Annotated in this window: 12 protein-coding genes and 1 tRNA gene; 10 read left to right on the plus strand and 3 right to left on the minus strand. The window is 71.1% G+C overall.

All coding sequences use genetic code 11. The features are described 5' to 3' along the window. Positions 1 to 93: 93 nt before the first annotated feature. Genes OJ962_RS29175 through OJ962_RS29205 form a run of 7 tightly spaced genes read left to right on the plus strand, consistent with a single transcriptional unit; the run spans position 94 to position 10,091 of the window. A complete protein-coding gene (locus OJ962_RS29175; protein WP_270006787.1) occupies positions 94 to 4,314 on the plus strand; it encodes a hypothetical protein in 4,221 nt (1,406 codons plus the stop codon). Between the two features lie 18 nt (positions 4,315 to 4,332). Next, positions 4,333 to 4,890 (plus strand): HEAT repeat domain-containing protein, encoded by a 558-nt coding sequence (locus OJ962_RS29180; protein WP_202954022.1) that lies wholly within the window; start codon positions 4,333 to 4,335, stop codon positions 4,888 to 4,890. Between the two features lie 52 nt (positions 4,891 to 4,942). Continuing rightward, positions 4,943 to 6,847 carry an amino acid permease gene (locus OJ962_RS29185; protein ID WP_202954023.1) on the plus strand — a complete coding sequence of 635 codons (1,905 nt, stop codon included), beginning with the start codon at positions 4,943 to 4,945 and terminating at the stop codon, positions 6,845 to 6,847. Continuing rightward, positions 6,844 to 7,017 carry a hypothetical protein gene (locus OJ962_RS29190; RefSeq protein WP_202954024.1) on the plus strand — a complete coding sequence of 58 codons (174 nt, stop codon included), beginning with the start codon at positions 6,844 to 6,846 and terminating at the stop codon, positions 7,015 to 7,017. Before OJ962_RS29185 ends, OJ962_RS29190 begins: the two co-directional genes overlap by 4 nt. After that, positions 7,014 to 8,969, plus strand: coding sequence for an amino acid permease (locus OJ962_RS29195; RefSeq protein ID WP_202954025.1), 1,956 nt, complete (start codon positions 7,014 to 7,016; stop codon positions 8,967 to 8,969). The genes OJ962_RS29190 and OJ962_RS29195 overlap by 4 nt, the downstream gene beginning before the upstream one ends. Positions 8,970 to 8,979: 10 nt before the next feature. Further along, positions 8,980 to 9,408 (plus strand): potassium channel family protein, encoded by a 429-nt coding sequence (locus OJ962_RS29200; RefSeq protein WP_202954026.1) that lies wholly within the window; start codon positions 8,980 to 8,982, stop codon positions 9,406 to 9,408. Continuing rightward, on the plus strand, positions 9,408 to 10,091 hold the full coding sequence (locus OJ962_RS29205; RefSeq protein ID WP_202954027.1) for a potassium channel family protein: 684 nt from the start codon (positions 9,408 to 9,410) through the stop codon (positions 10,089 to 10,091). Before OJ962_RS29200 ends, OJ962_RS29205 begins: the two co-directional genes overlap by 1 nt. 177 nt (positions 10,092 to 10,268) lie before the next feature. Here OJ962_RS29205 and OJ962_RS29210 read toward each other — a convergent pair whose 3' ends face one another. Further along, complete coding sequence (locus OJ962_RS29210) at positions 10,269 to 10,952, minus strand: helix-turn-helix domain-containing protein (RefSeq protein ID WP_270006788.1); 684 nt, start codon at positions 10,950 to 10,952, stop codon at positions 10,269 to 10,271. 230 nt (positions 10,953 to 11,182) lie between these two features. Between OJ962_RS29210 and OJ962_RS29215 the strand changes: the two genes are divergently transcribed. From OJ962_RS29215 to OJ962_RS29225, 3 genes are all read left to right on the plus strand, one after another. Next, positions 11,183 to 11,254 (plus strand) — tRNA-Gln (locus tag OJ962_RS29215). Between the two features lie 76 nt (positions 11,255 to 11,330). Next, the gene (locus OJ962_RS29220) at positions 11,331 to 12,623 is read left to right on the plus strand and encodes a 3' terminal RNA ribose 2'-O-methyltransferase Hen1 (RefSeq protein ID WP_202954029.1); all 1,293 of its coding nucleotides are present in this window, start codon (positions 11,331 to 11,333) and stop codon (positions 12,621 to 12,623) included. Beyond that, positions 12,620 to 15,085 (plus strand): polynucleotide kinase-phosphatase, encoded by a 2,466-nt coding sequence (locus OJ962_RS29225; protein ID WP_202954030.1) that lies wholly within the window; start codon positions 12,620 to 12,622, stop codon positions 15,083 to 15,085. Before OJ962_RS29220 ends, OJ962_RS29225 begins: the two co-directional genes overlap by 4 nt. 143 nt (positions 15,086 to 15,228) lie before the next feature. Here OJ962_RS29225 and OJ962_RS29230 read toward each other — a convergent pair whose 3' ends face one another. Both OJ962_RS29230 and OJ962_RS29235 read right to left on the minus strand, forming a co-directional pair. Continuing rightward, the gene (locus OJ962_RS29230) at positions 15,229 to 17,010 is read right to left on the minus strand and encodes an ABC transporter ATP-binding protein (RefSeq protein ID WP_270006789.1); all 1,782 of its coding nucleotides are present in this window, start codon (positions 17,008 to 17,010) and stop codon (positions 15,229 to 15,231) included. A gap of 38 nt (positions 17,011 to 17,048) precedes the next feature. Beyond that, positions 17,049 to 18,797 carry an ABC transporter ATP-binding protein gene (locus tag OJ962_RS29235; RefSeq protein WP_202954032.1) on the minus strand — a complete coding sequence of 583 codons (1,749 nt, stop codon included), beginning with the start codon at positions 18,795 to 18,797 and terminating at the stop codon, positions 17,049 to 17,051. Positions 18,798 to 18,820 lie beyond the last annotated feature (23 nt).

Genomic DNA, 18,820 nt, shown 5'->3' on the forward strand with positions numbered 1-18,820 from the left:
CGGAGACCGGGCGCCGGTGCGGCGGTGCCCCGGGGCGCGGCCGCGCTACCGGCCGTGCCAGGCGCCGCGGGCCCCGACGCGGCGGGGACGGCCGTGGCTCCCGGTGGTGGTCCGGCCGGGCCTGGGCTCGAAGCGCCGGCCGGGGCGGCGGGCGTCGGCGACATCGCCGGGCTTGCGGCGTCGGCCGGTGGCGCGGCGGCCGCGCCCCTCTCCGTGCTCGGCGCGCCCGGCGCGATCGCGGGCGCGATGGGTGGGGTGGCGGCGGCCGTCACGGGCGGGCTGAACGCGGCGGCCCCCGCCGCACCGGCTGGGCCCGCGGCGGCGCCCGCCGGCGGCACGCCCGACGTCGGCGCCGAGGCCGCCGGAGGCGAAGGCGAAGGCGGAGCGGCGAAGGAAGGGCCGTCCGAGGAGGAACTCGCCGAGATCGAGACGCAGCTGGCCGCCGGGCCGCAGCGCGAGGAGGAGCCCGAGCCGGCTCCCGCGCCCGCGTCCACGACGTTCGAGCTGCCGGAGCCCGAGACGGCCGACACCGCGGAGCCGGCGGACCCGGAGGCGGCGGAGCCCGATCCGGGGCCCGAGCCGGCCGAGGACGCGGCGGTCTCGCCCGCGATGGCTCCCGACGCGCCGATGGACGAGGCGGCCCCCGCGGCGGTCGCTGCGCCGGAGGTCGAGGCCGGTCCGGCGCCCGCGGAAGCACTGGCGCCGACGCCGGAGCCCACCACGGAGCCCGAGGACGCCGGCGGCGGCGAGACGTTCATCGCCCGCGCGCCCGCGACGGAGCTCCTCGCGCCGCCCACGGAGGATCTGACCGCCGAGCCCGAAGAGGAGCCCGCGCAGGACCCGTCCGCGATCTCGGCCGACGCGCAGGGCGAGCTCGAGGCGCTCGGCGCGAGCGGCGGCGGCGAGTACGCCGGCGGTGGCGGCGGTGGGGGAGGCGGCGGCGCCGTCGAGGCCGAACCCGAGGCGCCCGCGCCCGACGTGAGCAACGCGGACCCGGCCGCGGCGGTCTCCACGGCGGCGTCGCTCAAGCCCGCGCAGATGCTCGAGACGCTGGGCGGCGCCGAGAAGGCCGCCGCCAACCACGTCACCAAGGAGCAGGAGAAGCTCGCGGCGCAGCCGCCCGAGATCGAGGCCGGCGGCGGCGCGGACGGCCCGGCCGCCGACGAGAAGCACGCCAGCACGCCGCCCAGCCGCCCGACCACCACCAAAGCGGCCGCGAAGAGCGGTGGCGAGCCCGAGAAGCCGGCGCCGACGCCCGCGCCGCCACCAAAGGCCCCGCTGCCGCCCGGCCCGGCGCTCACCCCCGATCCCAAGGGCAACGTCTCCGAGGGCGACGGGGCCAAGATCAAGGCCGCGATCGACGCGTTGCCCACGTCCGACGGCGCCGTCGCGGTCCCGGCGATCTCTACGCCCAAGCTCCAGCTCACGGGCGCCGCCGACCCCGCGCAGATGGGCGAGCAGAAGGCGCACCTGGACGAGACGGTCGCCAAGACCAGCGCGCAGGGCGTCAAGGAGGCCGCCGAGCCCGCCGGCGAGAACGATCTCGCGCCCACGACCAAGCCCGAGAAGATCAAGGCCGAGATCCCCGCGGGCGGCGCACAGGCCGCGCCCGGCGCCGCCGGCCCCGGCGCAGACGACGAGACCGCGAGCATCGTCGCCGACCAGGAATCCGGCCCGCAGCTCAAGGCCGCCGCGTCCCAGGCCGCCGCACAGATCGGCGCCGAGAAACAACAGCACGCGCAGAAGGCCGCCCAGACCAAGGCCGCGGCCGTCGAAGAGGCGCAGGCCGAGGAGGCCAAGGGCAAGGCCGACCAGATCGCCGAGCACGCCGCGGCCAAGGCCGGCGTCTCACAGGCCCGCAGCGACTGGACCGGCGAGCAGAAGCAGCTCGCCGACGCGGCCCGCACCGAGGCCACCGGGGCGGTCGGCGAGGCCCAGACCGCCATCCAGACCGAGAAGGGCAAAGCCGAGCAAGAAGCGGTCAAGCACGTCGAGGCCGGCCGCAAGGAAGCCGAGGACGCCAAGCGCAAGGGCGACGAGGAAGCCAAGCGCGAGAAGGACAAGGCCAAGGAGGAATCCGGCGGCGGCGGGTTCTTCGGCTGGGTGGCGTCCAAGGCCAAGGCGCTCTACGACAAGGTCAAGGACGGCATCACCGCGGTCTTCAACAAGGTCCGCAGCGCGATCACCACGGCCATCAACAAGGCCAAGGAGCTCGCGCACAGCGTCATCGACCGCGCCGTCAAGTTCGTCGCCGACAAGGTGAAGGCCGTCGCCGGCAAGCTGCTCGCGATCGGCGACAAGCTGATCCCGGGCTTCGCCGCGGCGCGCCAGAAGTTCGGCAAGTGGATCAAGGACCGCGTCAAGCAGGCCGTTCAGGCGCTCAACCGCATCGTGACCGCCGTCAAGGACGGCATCCGCAAGGTCATGACCGCGGTCGGCAACGCGCTCAAGCAGGGCCTGGACCTGCTCAAGAAGGGCATCAGCGCCGCGATCGACGCGGTCAAGAACGTCGTCAAGGCCGCGATCGAGAAGGCCAAGGCCGCGATCGCCGCGCTCGGCCAGTTCGCGGCGATCATCAAGGACATCGCGTCCAACCCCGGCCAGTGGCTGAGCAACCTTGGCGCGGCCGTGATGGACGGCATCAAGAACCACCTGTGGAAGGCGCTCAAGACCGCCATCCAGAGCTGGTTCAACGAGAAGCTGGAATCGCTGCTCGGCCTCGGCAAGAGCGTCATGGGCCTGCTCACCAAGGGCGGGATCACCATGGCCCAGGTCGGCAAGATGGCGTTCGAGGCGCTGAAGGCCGCGATCCCGCCGGCGCTGATCATGATCCTCGTCGAGCGCCTCGTCTCGATGATCGTCCCCGCCGCCGGCGCCGTGATGGCCGTCGTCCAGGGTCTGATGGCGGCCTGGGGCGCGATCCAGAAGATCCTCGCCGCGATCGACCGCTTCATCGCCTTCCTGAAGGCCGTCAAGTCCGGCAACGCCGGCCCGGCGTTCGCCAACGCGCTCGCGGCCGCCGCCGTCGCGGTGATCGAGTTCGTCTCCCAGTTCCTGCTGCGCAAGATCGCCGGCGCCGCGAGCAAGGTCGCGGGCAAGATCAAGGCCATCGCCCAGAAGATCGGCAAGAAGCTGATGGCGGCGATGAAGAAGGTCGGCAAGAAGATCAAGCGCGGCGCCACCCGGCTCAAGGACAAGGTCTTCGGCAAGCGCAACAAGAAGACGAAGACCGACAAGGACGGCAAGAAGAATCAAGAGACCAAGGAGGACAAGCAGAAGAAGCTCGACGACGCCGTGGCCAAGATCCGGCCCAAGATCATGGCCCTCGTCGCCAAGAAGGCCTCCAGCCTGCGGATGAAGGCGCAGCTGCTCTACTGGCGCGTCGCGAACAAGCTCTCGCGCCTGTGGGTCGAGCAGAAGGGCGAGTACATCGGCGTCAAGGCGCAGGTGAACCCGGTCAAGGACGTGGTGGAGAAGATCTTCGCCGACCCGGCCGACCTGCACGCGATGCTCCTGCGCATCGGCGAGAAGCTCAAGAACAATCCACAGGTCACCGCCGAGATCAGGAAGATCAAGGCCGCTCGCGCCCGCCGCAGGAACAACCCCGACATGAAGCCGCGGGACGCCCAGTCTCCCGCGGCCGAAGCCGCGGCGATCAGCGGGAAGGCCCAACGCGAACCCAAGACGGGCGAGCACGTGATGATGGGCGACCAGGACGTCAACGAAGGCCAGAGCTACACGTCCATGCCCGGCCACATCAAGACCTACGGGCTGGGCAAGGGGCACTACAACCCCGCGATCACCGGCATCCTGGCCGACATGGAGGAGTCCGGGCTCTCACCCGAGGTGATCCGCAGGGGCATCCACAACGTCCTGCAGAACAAGCCCATCGGCCCCGGGTTCGCCGACCATCCGAAGGCTGCCAGCCAGGCCGCCGCGATCGCCCGGCTCATGTTCGTCGTCGAGCCCGGGCGCAACTCGGCCGCGTTCGCGACGAGTTACATGGCGTGGGAGTCGGCCGGGGAGGGCGGCGCGCCGCTCAAGGACGTCGTCACCAAGCTCAACCCGATGGCGCCCAAGGGGTCGGTGGCGGACGCACGCAACTCCCTGGTGCCGCCGGAGCAGCTCAGCGACCTCGAGCAGGACAACGTCGAAGCGCTGTATCGCAGGGAGATGCTGACGGTCGTCACCTACCTCGAGAGCCTGATGCGCGCGGAGAAGCCGATGTTCACGACCGACGCCGAGTGCAAGGTGTTCGTCGAGAAGAAGCTCGAGAAGCACCTGCTGTCAAAGTTGAAGGCGTTGCTGCTCTAACGCGAGAGGGGACACGCGATGCCGGAACACGGGGACACCATTCGCCTGGTCCCGAAGGACCAGGACTCCTACGACGAGACCATGGCCGTCGTCGAGGAGCACGGCTGGGAGGAGGCTTCCGCGGGCCAGGGGGCGACCGCCGCGTGGACCGTGCCCGACGAGGACGCGAAGGTGCGCTTCATCGAGGACGGAGGGACCGCGGTGGAGTACTTCGAGGTCGAGGGCCCCGGCCGAGCGGCCGCCGCCAAGCAGCTCCAAGCCAAGATCGAGATGCTCGAGCCGTCGGAGTTCCGGGCGCACCTGGATCAGTTCGACGACGACGTGGACGCCCAACGCCTGGCGCTGTTCACGGTCGCGACCGCAGCGCCGGAGAAGAGCGACGCCAAGGTCGTCAAGCTCCTCGTCGAGTACCTCTCGCACGAGGATTCGCTGATTCGCCGGACGGCGATGATCGCCATGGGCATCACGCGCTGGAAGGACTTCATCCCGCCGCTCGAGCAGGTCCGCGACGAGGACCCGGACGAGCAGATCCGCAAGCGCGCCGAGAACGCCATCGAAGCGCTGAGCAAGGCGTAACCTCGCGTCAATGGGTGTCAACACCCATCGTCCCTAGAATCGCCCGCGCTCTATGGCAAGACGCCGGCTGGAAGGACTGGAACGGGTCCTGGGGGTCAACGCCCTCTTCTCGACCGCTTACGGGAACGTCGGCTCCTCCATCTACTACGCGCTCGGCCTCGTGGCCGCGCTGGCGCTCGGCCTGACGCCGATCGTCTTCCTGATCACCGGCATCTTCTTCCTGTGCACGGCCGCCACCTACGCGGAGGCGACCGCGATGTACCCGGAGGCGGGCGGCTCCTCCAGCTTCGCCCGCCGCGCGTTCAACGAGTTCTGGTCGTTCTTCGCCGCCTGGGGCCAGATGCTCAACTACGTGGTGACGGTCGCGATCTCCGCGTTCTTCGTCCCGCACTACATCGGCAGCGCGTTCGGGTGGGAGGCGCTGCGGCACTCGCCGGGGGACATCATCGCGGGCGCGGTGATCATCGCGCTGCTGGCGGGGATCAACGTCGTCGGCGTCAAGGAGTCCGCGGGCCTGAACATCGCGCTCGCGGTCGTGGACTTCCTCACGCAGGTGCTGCTGGTGATCGTCGGCGCGGTGCTCGTGCTGGGCGCGGACCCGGGGCAGCTGGTCGACAATGTCGAGCTCGGCGTGGCGCCGACCTGGAAGGACTTCATCCTCGCGATCCCGATCGGGATGATCGCCTACACGGGCATCGAGACGATCTCGAACATGGCCGAGGAGGCGCGCGACGAGGTCAGGACGATCCCGGCGGCGATCAAACGCGTCGCGATCGCCGTGTTCGCCATCTACTTCACGCTGCCCGCCGTGGCGCTCGTCGCGCTGCCGGTGCAGCGCGGGGAGGACGGCGAGTACTTCACGCTGCTCGGCCTCTCCGAGGAGGAGGGTGGCTACGCGGGAGACCCGATCGCGGGCGTGGTCGCGAACCTCAACCTGGGCGCGTTCCAGACGCCGGCGGAGATCTACGTCGGCGTGCTCGCCGCCACGATCCTGTTCCTGGCCACCAACGCGGGCCTGATCGGCGTGTCCCGGCTCGTGTACTCGATGGGCATCCACCGCCAGCTGCCGGATCGATTGCGCCAGCTGCACCCGAAGTACCGCACGCCGTGGATCGGGATCCTGCTCTTCGGCTTTCTCGCAATCCTGATCACGCTCCCGGGCCAGGCCGGCTTTCTGGGCAACCTGTACGCGTTCGGCGCGATGCTGTCGTTCACGATCGCGCACTCGGCGATCATCCGGCTGCGGGTTTCGCGCCCCGATCTGCCGCGCCCGTACCGCGCGCCCGGCAACTTCACGTTCCGCGGGCACGACCTGCCGGTGTTCGCGTTCATCGGTGGGTTCGGGACCTTCGCGGCGCTGGTGGTCACGATCGCGCTGCACCCGGACGTGGCGATCACCGGCGTGGCCTGGCTCACGCTCGGCGTGCTCGTCTTCCTCTTCTACCGGCGCGCGCAGGGCCTGGACCTCACCTCCACGCACAAGGTCGCGATCCCGCAGCCCGTGGTGGATCACGAGGCCGAGTACGACTCGGTGCTCGTGCCGCTGAGCGACGGCTACAACGAGACCGTGATCGCCACCGCGGCCAAGCTCGCCGCCCGCAAGCGGCGCGGGATCCACGTGCTCGCGCTGGTCACCGTCCCGAGCGCGCTGAAGATCGACGCGCCGATGCCCGAGGCGGTCGCGGCCGCCGAGTCGGTGATCGAGCAGGCCCGGCTGCAGGCGGGCGCGCGCGTGTCGGGCCACGTGGAGCGGGTGCGTTCGGGCCAGGCGGGCCGGCGCATCATCGAGGAGGCGACGGACATGCGCGCCGCCGCGATCGTGATGCCGCTGCCGCGGCGCATCAACGGCGCGTCGATCTTCGGCAAGACGCTGGAGACGGTGTTGGCGGAGCGGCCGTGCCGGGTGATCATCGAGTCCGCGCCGGCGGATCACCGGCACCAGGAGATGATCCTGTGAAGCTGCTGCGTGGGTACATCCTTCCGGCACTGATGATCTTGATCGGCGTGGGGCTTATCGTACGGACGTTTTTGAGTGATGGTGGGCCGATCGCGATCGGCGTGATCCTCGGCGTGCTGTTCATCGCCGCCGGCGCGGGGCGGATCTACGTGGAGCGTTCGCTGCGGTGAAGCCGCTCAAGAAGCAACTCGGCTCCCCGGCGCTGTTCGGGATCGTCCAGGGCTTCATCGCCGCTTCGATCTACTTCTCCACCGGGCTGGTGGCGGAGCGAGCGCTCGGGCTCACGTGGGCGGTGTTCCTGGCCGGCGGCCTGCTGTTCGCGGTGATCGTGCCGGTGTACGTCGAGGGCGCCTCGCTGCACCAGGAGCGCGGCGGCGCGACCGTCATCGCCCGCTACGGGTTCAACGAGCTCGTGTCGTTCGTCGCGGGCTGGGCGATCTGCCTGGACTACCTGATCCTGGTGGCGCTGTGCGCGTTCGCGTCGACGGACTACCTCGGCCTGTTCTGGGGCGAGTTCAACTCCGGCCTGACCGAGTTTCTGATCGGCACGGCGATCGTGCTGTTCGTGGCCTTCCTGGCCATCCGGGGCGGCGGGCCGCGGCGTTTCGAGCGCGTGGCGGTGCTCGTGCTCGGCGATCTGCTGCTGCAGGTGCTGGTCGTCGTGCTCGGGCTGGCGCTGCTGTTCGAGCCCGACGTGCTGCTGAATCCCGCCTCGGTCGCGGGTACGCCGTCGCTGGAGAACCTGGTGTTCGCGTTCCCGCTCGTGCTGGTGGCCTTCAGCGGCATCGACGCCTCCTCCGGGCTGTCCGGGCAGGTGAGAATCGGCCGGGCCGGGCTGCGGCGGCTGATCGGCGTGCGGCTGCTGGCCGCGCTGGTCCCGTACCTCGGGATCGCGCTGATCGCCTCGTCCGTGTTGCCGCCGACCGGCTCGCGCTGGATCGAGGCGCCGCTGCTCGGGGTGGCGGACGGGTTCTCGCAGGCGTGGATCCGGGAGCCGTTGCAGGTGCTGATCGCGGTCTCGGCGGTCGTCATCTTCGTCAGCGCCGCCCAGGCCGCGATGCTCGGGCTGTCGCGGCTGGGGTACGCGCTGTCGGTCAACCGGCAGATCCCGTCCGCGTTCGGCTCGCTGCACCCGACGCGCGCGACGCCCGTCGGGATCATCGGCTTCGGCGCCGTGGCCGCGATCGTGCTGCTGGTCCCGGCCGACATGGAGTTCCTGGCCGCGATCTGCGCGTTCGGGGCGACGATCGCCTTCGCCATCGTGGGCGCGTCCGTGATCCGGCTGCGCTGGCGCGAGCCGGCGCGCGACCGCCCGTACAAGATGCCGTTGAACGTACGGATGCGCGGCGCAGAGCTGCCGGTCCCGGCTGTCCTGTGCGTGGCGATGTCTCTCGTGGCGTTTCTGGCGCTGCTCGTCGAGCACGGCGCGGCGCGCTGGGTCGGGGTGGTGTGGATGGTCGCCGGCGTGTCGCTGTACCTCGGTTACCGGCTTTCGCAGGGCAAGGACGTCTTCAAGCGCGTGACGGTGCCCGAGGCGGCGCTGACCCGGCGCGCCGCGGAGGTGGAGTTCGGCTCGATCCTCGTGCCGGTCCTCGGCACGCCGCTGGACGACGACATCATGCAGACGGCGGGCCGGCTCGCGGCCGAGGAGCGCGACGAGGACGACGAGGGCGCCGTGATCGAGGCGATCTGGGTGTTCGAGGTGCCGCTGACGCTGCCGCTCGACGCGCGGGTGCCGGACGAGGAGCTCAAGCGCGCCCGCGCGGCCCTCGCGCGGGCGAAGGCCGTGGGTGAAGAGTACGAGGGCGTCGAGGTGCAGACGGCGGTCGTGCGCTCGCGCAAGGCGGGGCAGGCGATCGTGCGTGAGGCCAAGCGCCGCGGCGTGGAAGCGGTCGTGCTCGCCGCGGAGGAGCCGACCCGCGTCGGCGGCGGGCTGCGCCTGGGCGGCAAGCCGGGGCTGCACGACACGAGCGTGGGGGAGACGACCCGCTACGTGATCAACAAGGCGACCTGCCGCGTCATCCTCACGGCGCCGCCCGCGGGCAGGACGCTCGACCCGATGGATCCGCTTCCAGCGGACGCTCCGGTTCCGCTCGGGCACGCCGACCCGGCCGGACGCTAGGGTTCCAGCTGTGTTCGTACTCGTCGTTGGAGCGGGGCGCGTCGGGGCAGCGTTGGCCACGTCGGCGCTGGGCCGCGGCCACACCGTGTCCGTCCTGGATGAGGACCCGCTGTCGCACGAGCGGCTGGACGTCGAGCTCGGCTCGTCCTGGGAAGAAGCGGGCGGGCGCTTCACCATCGGCACCGCGCTGGAGATCGACGCCCTGATCGAGGCCGGGGTCGAGGAGGCCGACGTGTTCATCGCCTCCACCAACGGCGACAACACGAACCTGGTGGTCGCGCAGATCGCGCAGCGCAAGTTCAACGTCGAGCGCGTGATCGCGCGCGTGCTGGACCCGCGCCGTGCCGCCTGGTACGCCGAGCAGGGCCTGCAGACCATCTGCCCGACCCAGATCGCGATCGAACAGCTGCAGCAGGCGGCGCTCGGCGAGGTCGTCTGATGGACGAGGGCCTCTACGTCATCATCGCGGGCGCCGGCAAGGTCGGCTGGAACCTCGCGCGCGAGCTGCTCGAGAAGGGCCACGAGGTCACCTGCATCGAGCAGGACCGCCGCCGCTATCTGACCGTCGAGCAGGAGCTCGAGCACGCCGTCCAGTACGGCGACGCCACCGAGCTGTGGGTCCTGGAGCGCGCGGGCATCCAGCGCGCCGACCTGGTGGTCGCCGTGACCGGCGACGACGAGGACAACCTGCTGATCTGCCAGGTGGCCAAGGAGAAGTACCTGTGCGAGCGGATCATCGCCCGGGTGAACAACCCGCGGAACCTCGAGCACTTCAAGCTGCTCGGCATCCAGCCCGCGGTGTCCGCCACCGACCTGATCCTGCGCCTGATCGAACACGAGGTCCCGCGCTACGGGCTCGTCCACCTGCTCGATCTGCCGGAGGAGCGCCTCGAGATCATCGAGCTCGTGGTCTCCGACACCGCGCCCGCCGCCGGTCGTGCGATCGCTGACATCGGGCTCCCGGACGGCGCACTCGTTATTTCGGTGCTTCGCGGCGGCTCGGGCTTCGTGCCCAAGGCAGACACGGTGGTTGAGGCGGGCGACGAGGTCCTCGTCGTCCTCGACCCGGGCATCGAGCGTGACATCACCGCCCAGTTCGTGGGCGACAACGGTCACGCGTAAGGCTCCGTTCCCGTACCATTGCCAGCAAGACGGCCTCGCCGCCGCAAGTGAGCTCCAACCCCGAGCTCGGCCTGCGAACAAAGGGCACCCCTCCGCCCTGGGCCCAGTAGGCATCGCGGCGCGAGCGGCAAGCGACCCGCCCCACCCGGGGCGGGTCGCCCCGCCGAACTGCGCCGTCTACGCGGAGTGCCGCTGGAAGGCGATGGAGCTGTGATCGTCGACCGGCCGCGCCTGCCGCGGCTCGGGCGGCTCGCCGAGCAGCAGCCAGCCGCCGTCCGGGCGACGTTCGACCTCTCCGCGCGCGATCAACTGTCCCAGGGCCGTCGTGACCGACGGGCGGCGGGCGCCGACCATGCCGGCCAGCGTGCGATGCGGGAGCCGCAGCGAGACCACCACGCCGCCGGGAGCGACGCGGCCCCAGCGCTCGGCCAGGCACCACAGCAGCGCGAGGAGACGGTCGTCGACCCGGGTCAGATGGGCGATCGCCTGCATGACGACCAGCCGCTCGGCGCGGCGGGCGGCGCGTTCGACCAGCGAGGCAAAGATTTCGGGCCACTGGGCGGCGCGGACGGCCAGGGCCTGGTCGATCACGGCCAGGCGGACCGTGCTGAGCGCGCTCCACTCGACGCTGCGGGGCAGCAGGACCTCGGCGTCCCGGTCGTCCCAGGCACGCAAGAGATCGCCCGGGCCGAGCAGCTCGGCGCACGGGTGGTCGCCCACGATGGCCTCACGCACGAGCAGGCCGTCGAGGACGAGCAGCCCGATCGGATTCGTCCCGCCGGCCAACGCGCGGGCGGGCGACCACGGCCCCCGAGGCACGTCGATCGAGCGCGCGAACAAGCGCTGGCTGACTTCGCGCACACGGCGCGGATCCAGGCCTCGAGCGAGCTCGGGGTCTGCCTCCAAGAGCTGAACTGAGCCGTTCCCGGCGTCTGGCATGCGAACGGAAGTCCTGTCGATCGCGCGGAGGCGGCTGCCCCCGCTAGGCCGAGCTTCAATGTAGCGCTGAGAATACCTGGGTGGAAGGCTTCAGAACCGGTCGGTCCGCCTATTTCGTGTTCGTGGTTCCTATACTGCTCCCCGCAACCCGTTGCCGGGTGGTGTAATTGGCAACACGCCAGATTCTGGCTCTGGTATTTGGGGTTCGAGTCCCTGCCCGGCAGCTTCTCGCGATGTGTTCACGGCTCGAACCCGTGAACACATCGCGCAGAATCGCTCGTCCGGCTACGGTGCCGCTCAGTGCTTCTGAGCATTTCCACCACGCACCGGCCCGCGACCGATCTGGGCTTTCTGTTGCACAAGCACCCCGACCGGGTGCAGGCCTTCCGGCTCCCGTTCGGGACCGCGCACGTCCTCTATCCCGAGGCGACCGACACCCGCTGCACGGCCACGCTGCTGCTCGAGATCGACCCGGTCGGGCTCACCCGCCGCGGCGGCCGCGGCGCCTTCGCGCTCGCCGAGTACGTCAACGACCGGCCGTACGTGGCGTCGTCGCTGCTCAGCGTCGCGCTGGTCACCGTCTTCAAGACCGCGATGGAAGGCCGCACGCCCGCGCTCGCCCAGACCGAGATCCCGCTCGCGGCCGAGCTGCCCGCCGTGCCCGCGCGCGGCGGGGAGGAACTCGTCGGCAGGCTGTTCGAGCCGCTCGGCTACGAGGTCACCGTCACGGACATCGGCAGCGGCCGCCACGTCGGACTCAGGCTGGCCGCGACCACCCGGCTCTCGGCGCTGCTCACCCACCTGTACGTGCTGCTCCCCGTGCTCGACGACGAGAAGCACTACTGGGTCGACAAGGCCGAGATCGAGAAGCTGCTGCGCCGCGGTGAGGGCTGGCTGAACACGCACCCGGAGCGGGAGCTGATCACGCGCCGCTACCTCAAGCACGAGCGCCGGCTCGTGAACCCCGCGCTCGCCGCGCTGGGCGAGCAGCAGCCTGAAGACGAGCAACGGGAAGCGGCGCTCGAGCGCCCGGTCTCGCTCAAGGACCAGCGGCTCGGCACGGTCCAGGCCGTGCTGCGCGAGACGGGCGCGACGAGCGTGATCGACCTCGGCTGCGGGTCGGGCGCGCTGCTCGAGCGCCTCACCAAGGATGGCTACCGCGTCCTGGCCGGCGCCGACGTGTCCGCGCGGGCGCTCGAGCACGCGCAGCGGCGCGTCGGCTCCGCGCGGCTGTTCCACAGCCCGCTGACCTACCGCGACAAGCGCTTGCGCAACTACGACGCCGCCACGCTGGTCGAGGTGATCGAGCACTTCGACCCGCCGCGTCTGCGCGCGCTCGAGCAGAACGTGTTCGGCTCCGCGCAGCCTCGCACGGTGATCGTCACCACGCCCAACGCCGAGTACAACCGCCTGTGGCCGAGTCTGGAGGGCTTCCGGCACCCCGACCACCGCTTCGAGTTCACGCGGGCGGAGTTCGCCGCCTGGGCGACCCGGATCGAAGCCGAATACGGCTACCGAGTCCGCTTCGTCCCGGTCGGGCCGGAGGACGCTGAAGCCGGCCCGCCCACGCAGATGGCGGTGTTCACCCGATGAAGATCACGCTCGGCGATCCCTGCCTGGTCGTGCTGATCGGCGCCTCCGGCTCCGGCAAGAGCACGTTCGCGGAGCGCCACTTCCTGCCGACCGAGACCGTCAGCAGCGACGCCTGCCGCGCGCTGGTGGCCGACGACCCCAACGCCCAGGACGCCACCGAGGACGCATTCGCGGTCCTGCACGAGATCACCTCGCGCCGGCTCGCACGCGGCCGCCTCACCGTCATCGACGCCACCAACGTCCAGCGCGAGGCGCGCGAGCCGCTCGTGCGGATCGCCCGCGAGCACGACCTGTTCGCGGCCGCGATCGTGATCGACACGCCCGAGGCCACCTGCCAGGCGCGCAACGCCACGCGCCCGGACCGCGACTTCGGCGAGCACGTCATCCGCCGCCAGGCGCGCGACCTGCGCCGGTCGCTCAAGTTCCTTCAGAAGGAGGGCTTCCGCTTCGCGCACACCGTCCGGCCCGGTGACGAGATCGAGATCGTCCGCGAGCCGCTGTGGGCCAACCGCGCACACGAGGCGGGTCCGTTCGACATCGTCGGCGACGTCCACGGCTGCCACGAAGAGCTCAGCACGCTCCTCGACCGGCTCGGCTACACCGAAGCCGGGCACCCTGAAGGCCGGCGCCTGGTCTTCGTCGGCGACTACGTGGACCGTGGCCCCGACACGCCGAACGTCCTGCGCACCGTCATGCGCCTGCAGGCCGCCGGCCACGCGATCGCGCTGCCCGGCAACCACGACGTCAAGCTCCTGCGCAAGCTCAACGGCCGCGACGTGCAGGTCACCCACGGTCTCGCCGAATCACTGGAGCAGCTGGAGGCGGACCCGGTCGACGGCGCCGCCGACTTCCTCAAGGACCTCACCAGCCACGTCGTGCTCGACGGCGGCCGGCTGGTCGTCGCCCATGCGGGCATGCCCGAGCGCTACCAGGGCCGCAGCTCCCGCCGCGTGCGCGAGTTCGCCCTCTATGGCGAGACGACGGGGGAGACGGACGAGTTCGGCCTGCCCGTCCGCGGCGACTGGGCGGCGGACTATCGCGGCCGCGCGACCGTCGTCTACGGCCATACCCCGGTCGCCGAGCCCGGCTGGGTCAACAACACGATCAACATCGACACGGGCTGCGTGTTCGGCGGCGCGCTGACCGCGCTCCGATGGCCCGAGCGCGAGCTCGTCAGCGTGCCCGCCACCCGCGAGCACTATGCGCCCGCCAAGCCGCTGCGCGCGCTCGAGGAGCGCCCCGACCGCCTGCTCGACGTCGAGGACATCGCCGGCAAGCGCTTCGTCCAGACGCGGTTCGCCCGCACCGTCACGATCCGGGAGGAGCTCGCGGCGGGCGCGATGGAGGTGATGAGCCGCTTCGCCGTCGACCCGCGCTGGCTCGTCTACCTGCCCCCGACGATGGCGCCCACGGCCACCAGCCAGCGCGAGGACGCGCTCGAGCACCCGGCGGAGGCGTTCGCCGAGTATCGCGCCGAGGGCGTCGGCCACGTGGTGTGCGAGGAGAAGCACATGGGCTCGCGCGCGATCGCGGTCGTGTGCCGCGACGAGGCGACCGCGGCCACGCGCTTCGGAGCCGAGGGCACCGGCGCGCTCTACACGCGCACGGGCCGCCCGTTCCTCGACGACGCCGAGCCCGCGCTCGCCCGCATCCGCGAGGCCGCCACCGCCGCGAACCTGTGGGAGACGCTCGAGTCCGACTGGGTCGTGCTCGACTGCGAGCTGCTGCCGTGGTCGGCCAAGGCGCAGCAGCTGATCGACCGCCAGTACGCGCCGGTCGGCGCCGCGGGCACCGCCGCCCTGGAGGCGAGCGTCGCCGTGCTCGAAACCGCGGCGCGGCGGGTCGACGTCGGCGCGCTGCTCGAGCGCACCCGCGAGCGAGCCCGTCGGGTCGCGGGCTACGTGCACGCCTACCAGCACTACAACTGGCCCGTCTCCGGGCTGGAGGACCTGCGCCTCGCGCCGTTCCACGTCCTCGCCACCGAATCGGGGGCGTGCTTCGACCGCGACCACGCCTGGCACCTGGAGCACTGCGACGCGCTCGCGGCGGCCGACCCCGAGTGGATCCGCCGCACGGACCGCCGCTTCGTCGACCTCACCGGCTCGGACGCCGAAGCCACCGCGTGGTGGGAGGAGCTCACGGCCGGTGGCGGCGAGGGCATGGTCGTCAAGCCGCTCGCGTTCACCACACGCGGCCGCCGCGGATTCGCGCAGCCCGGCATCAAGGTCCGCGGCCGCGAGTACCTGCGGATCATCTACGGGCCGGAGTACGACGCGCCGGACCAGATCGCCCGCCTACGCAGCCGCGCGCTGGGCCGCAAGCGCGGCCTCGCCGGGCGCGAGTTCGCGCTCGGCGTCGAGGCGCTCGAGCGGTTCGTCCGCCGCGAGCCGCTGTTCCGCGTCCACGAGTGCGTCTTCGGAGTGCTCGCGCTGGAGTCAGAACCCATCGATCCGCGGCTCTAACCGCCACATTGCCGAGCCTTTACCGCCTCCCGGGACAGTTCCTCCCATGAGGACGATCAAGGTCATCGCGACCACCACCGCCCTCACGCTCCCGATCCTCCTCCCGGCCATGGCCGAGGCGAAGGCCACCTGGACCTAGACCCCTACGCGGCGCTCTGCTCGCGCCAGTCCTCGTGCAGACGCCAGTAGTGCCCTCGCGCCGCCAGCAACTCGGCGTGGGACCCCTGCTCCACGATGCGCCCGTGCTCCATCACGACGATCTGGCCCGCCCGCTCGATCGTGGAGAGCCGGTGCGCGATGACGATCGCTGTCCGGCCGGCGAGCAGCCGCCGCAGGCCGGCTTCGATCTTGGATTCCGTGTGCACGTCGACGTTCGAGGTCGCCTCGTCCAGGACGAGGATCCGGGGGTCGGCGACGAGCGCTCGCGCGAAGGCGACGAGCTGCCGCTGCCCCGCCGAGAGCTGGACCCCGCGCTCGCCGACCGGGGTGTCGTATCCGAGCTCGAGCCCGGCGATGAAGTCGTCGGCACCCACGGCCGCGGCCGCCGCCCGCACCTGATCGCCTGAAGCGTCGGGGCGGCCGAACGCGATGTTCTCCGCGATCGTGCCGCTGAACAGGAACGCCTCCTGGGGCACGATGCCCATCTGCGATCGCAGCGACTGCGCCGTCACGTCGCGCAGGTCGTGGCCGTCGACCAGCACGCGCCCGTCCGTCGGGTCGTAGAAGCGCGCGACGAGCTTAGCGAACGTCGACTTGCCGGCGCCGGTCGTGCCCACGAGCGCGACCGTCTGCCCGGGCGGGACCGTCAGCGTGACCTCCCGCAGCGCGTACGCGTCGCCGCCGTAGGAGAAGGACACGTCGTCGAGCACGATCTCGCCGCGGATGCGCGGCAGCTGGATCGCGTCCGGCGCGTCCACCAGGTCGGGCTCCTCGTCGAGCAGCTCGAAGATCTTGTCCAGCGCCGCCATGCCGGCCTGGTAGGTCGTGTAGAGCTGGCTCAGCTGCTGAATCGGGTCGAAGAAGTTGTTCAACGCGGCCAGGAACGCGACGAGGACGCCGATCGTGATCTCGCCGTTCAGCGCCTGGACGCCGCCGTAGAACAGGATCCCGGCGGTCGCGAGGGCGCTCAGCAGCTCCACGCCGGGGAAGTACGCGGCGTTGAGATGGACCGTCTTCATGTTCGCGCCGCGGTTCTCCTCGTTGAGGTCCTCGAAGCGGCGCAGGTGGCGCGGCTCCTGCGCGAACGTGCGCACGACGCGGATCCCCGACAGCGTCTCCTGCAGGTAGGCGGTGATCGCGGCGACCTTCTCGCGCGTGGCGCGGTAGGCGTCGGCCGAGACGATCCGGAACACGAACGACGCGATCCCGAGCACCGGGAACACCGTGTAGGTGATCAGCGCGAGCTCCGGATCGAGCGTGAACAGGATCGCGGCGGTACCGATCAGCGTCAGCGACGAGCCGAACAACGTCACGATGCCGTCGCTGACCAGCGTGTCGAGTGCCTCCACGTCGTTGGACATGCGCGAGATCAGCACGCCCGCGCGCTTGCGCGAGTAGAAGCCGACCGACATCCCCTGCAGGTGCTGGAAGAGCTGGATCCGCAGGTCCTGCAGCGCGCGCTGGCCGATCCAGCCGACGAGGTAGGTCTGCGCGTAGGTCGCGCCCCAGTACGCGATCGCGCTGACCAGGAAGGCGACGACGATCCACGTCAGTGCAGTCATGTTGCCGGGCACGATGCCGCTGTCGATCGCGAGCTTGGCCAGCGGCGGCGGCGCCAGCGCGGCGGCCGTCGCGATGATCAGCGCGACGAACATCAGCGCCACGCGGCCGCGGTAGGGCGAGAGCAGCACGATCAGACCGCGCAGCTTGCGCCCGCGCCCGCTCGTCGCGCGCCAGCGCCGGATGAGATCGTCCCTGCGGCGCACAGGACCAGCGGCTTCGAGGGATTCCCTGTCGGCACGCGTCACAGCCCGGCCACCTTCGCCTCGTTGAGGTAGACCTGGTCCACGAGGCCCTTGGTCGCGATCTCGTGGTAGAGCGGGGAGCGCTCGAGCAGCTCGTCGTGGGACCCGCGCGCGATCACGCGCCCCTTCTCCAGCACGACGATGTCGTCGGCGAGCGCGATGGTGGAGAGCCGGTGCGCGATCACGAACGTCGTGCGGCCCTGCATCGCCTCGCGCAGCGCGGCCTTGATCTCGCGCTCGGTCGTGGCGTCGACCGACGAGGTGGCGTCGTCGAGCACGAGGATGCGCGGGTCGGCCAGCAGCGCCCGCGCGATCGCGATCCGCTGGCGCTGACCGCCGCTGAGCGTCAGCCCGCGCTCACCCACGCGCGTGTCGTAGCCGTCGGGCAGCTCGTCGATGAAGCCCGCGGCCTGCGCCCGCTCCGCCGCGTGCCGGATGTCCTCCAGGGACGCGTCCGGGCGCCCGTAGGCGATGTTGCCCGCGACGGTGTCGCTGAACAGGAACGGGTCGTCGTCGACGACCGCGATCTCGCGCCGCAGATCCACGACGTCGACGGAGCGCACGTCGGCGCCGTCGATGGAGACGGTGCCGGACGTCGGGTCATACAGGCGCGAGAGCAGCTGGACGAGCGTCGTCTTGCCCGAGCCGGTCGCGCCCACGAGCGCCACGGTCGAGCCGGCCTCGACCGTCAGCGACACGTCCCGCAGCGCCTCCGGCCCGTTGCCGTAGCCGAAGGTGACGTCGCGCAACTCCACGCGGCCCCGCCCGTCCGGCATGGCCGCGTCGCCGGACACGATCGTCGGCTCGCGGTCGAGGATCTCGAACAGCCGCGCGCCCGACGCGGACGCGCGCTGGGCCAGGCCGAGCGCGACGCCGAGCATCCGCATCGGCCCGATCATCATCAGCAGGTACGTGTAGAACGCGGTGAAGTCGCCGAGCGTCAGCGTCCCGTTGATCACCTGGCGCCCGCCGACGAGCAGGATCACGGCCAGGCCGAGGTTGGGCAGGAACGCGAGGAACGGGTTGTAGAACGCGCGCAGCCGCGTGGCCACCATCGACTGCTCGAACACGCGCGCGACGTTGCCCCGGAAGCGCGTGAGCTGGCGCGGCTCGGCCGCGAACGCCTTCACCACGCGCACGCCGGAGATGTTCTCCTCGACGTCCGCGGTGACCTCGGCGATCCGCTGCTGGACCTCCTGCAGCGCCGGCCGCGAGCGTCGCCCGTAGCGCGTCGCGACGACGACCACGAACGGCACCGGGATCAGCGCCAGCGCGGCGAGGGCGGGGGAGAGGACGAACATCGCGACCGCGCCGAGCACGATCGTCAACCCCGATTGCAGGATGAAGACGAGCCCGTAGCCGAGGAAGAACCGCACCGAGGACAGGTCCACGGTCGCGCGCGACATCAGCTGCCCGGTCTGCTGGCCGGCGAAGAAGCCGAGCTCCAGCTTCTGCAGGTGCGCGTACAGCAGCGTGCGCAGGTCGTACTCGATCGCGAGCGAGACCTTGCCGGCGACCAGCCGGCGCGCCACCGAGAGCGCGAGCCGGCCGACCGCGACGCCGACGATCAGATAGGCCAGCGTGCGCAGCCCGTCGCGGTCGCCGGCGGAGATCTCGTCCACCGCGCGACCCGTCAGCCACGGGATCGCAACGGTGCAGACCATCGCGGCCGCGGCCAGGATCAGCGACCAGACGACGCCCGCCTTGTAGGGGCGGAGGAATCCGAGGAGGCGACCAAAGGTGTGCACGCAACTAACACGATAGGCGCCGC

The sequence above is a fragment of the Solirubrobacter deserti genome (assembly GCF_027587175.1).
GTDB classification, from domain to species: Bacteria; Actinomycetota; Thermoleophilia; order Solirubrobacterales; family Solirubrobacteraceae; genus Solirubrobacter; species Solirubrobacter deserti.

Coding starts and splice junctions, on each gene's coding strand:
- OJ962_RS29180 (WP_202954022.1), top strand. CDS start 4,333: ATGCCGGAACACGGGGACACCATTCGCCTGGTCCCGAAGGACCAGGAC.
- OJ962_RS29185 (WP_202954023.1), top strand. CDS start 4,943: ATGGCAAGACGCCGGCTGGAAGGACTGGAACGGGTCCTGGGGGTCAAC.
- OJ962_RS29205 (WP_202954027.1), top strand. CDS start 9,408: ATGGACGAGGGCCTCTACGTCATCATCGCGGGCGCCGGCAAGGTCGGC.
- OJ962_RS29225 (WP_202954030.1), top strand. CDS start 12,620: ATGAAGATCACGCTCGGCGATCCCTGCCTGGTCGTGCTGATCGGCGCC.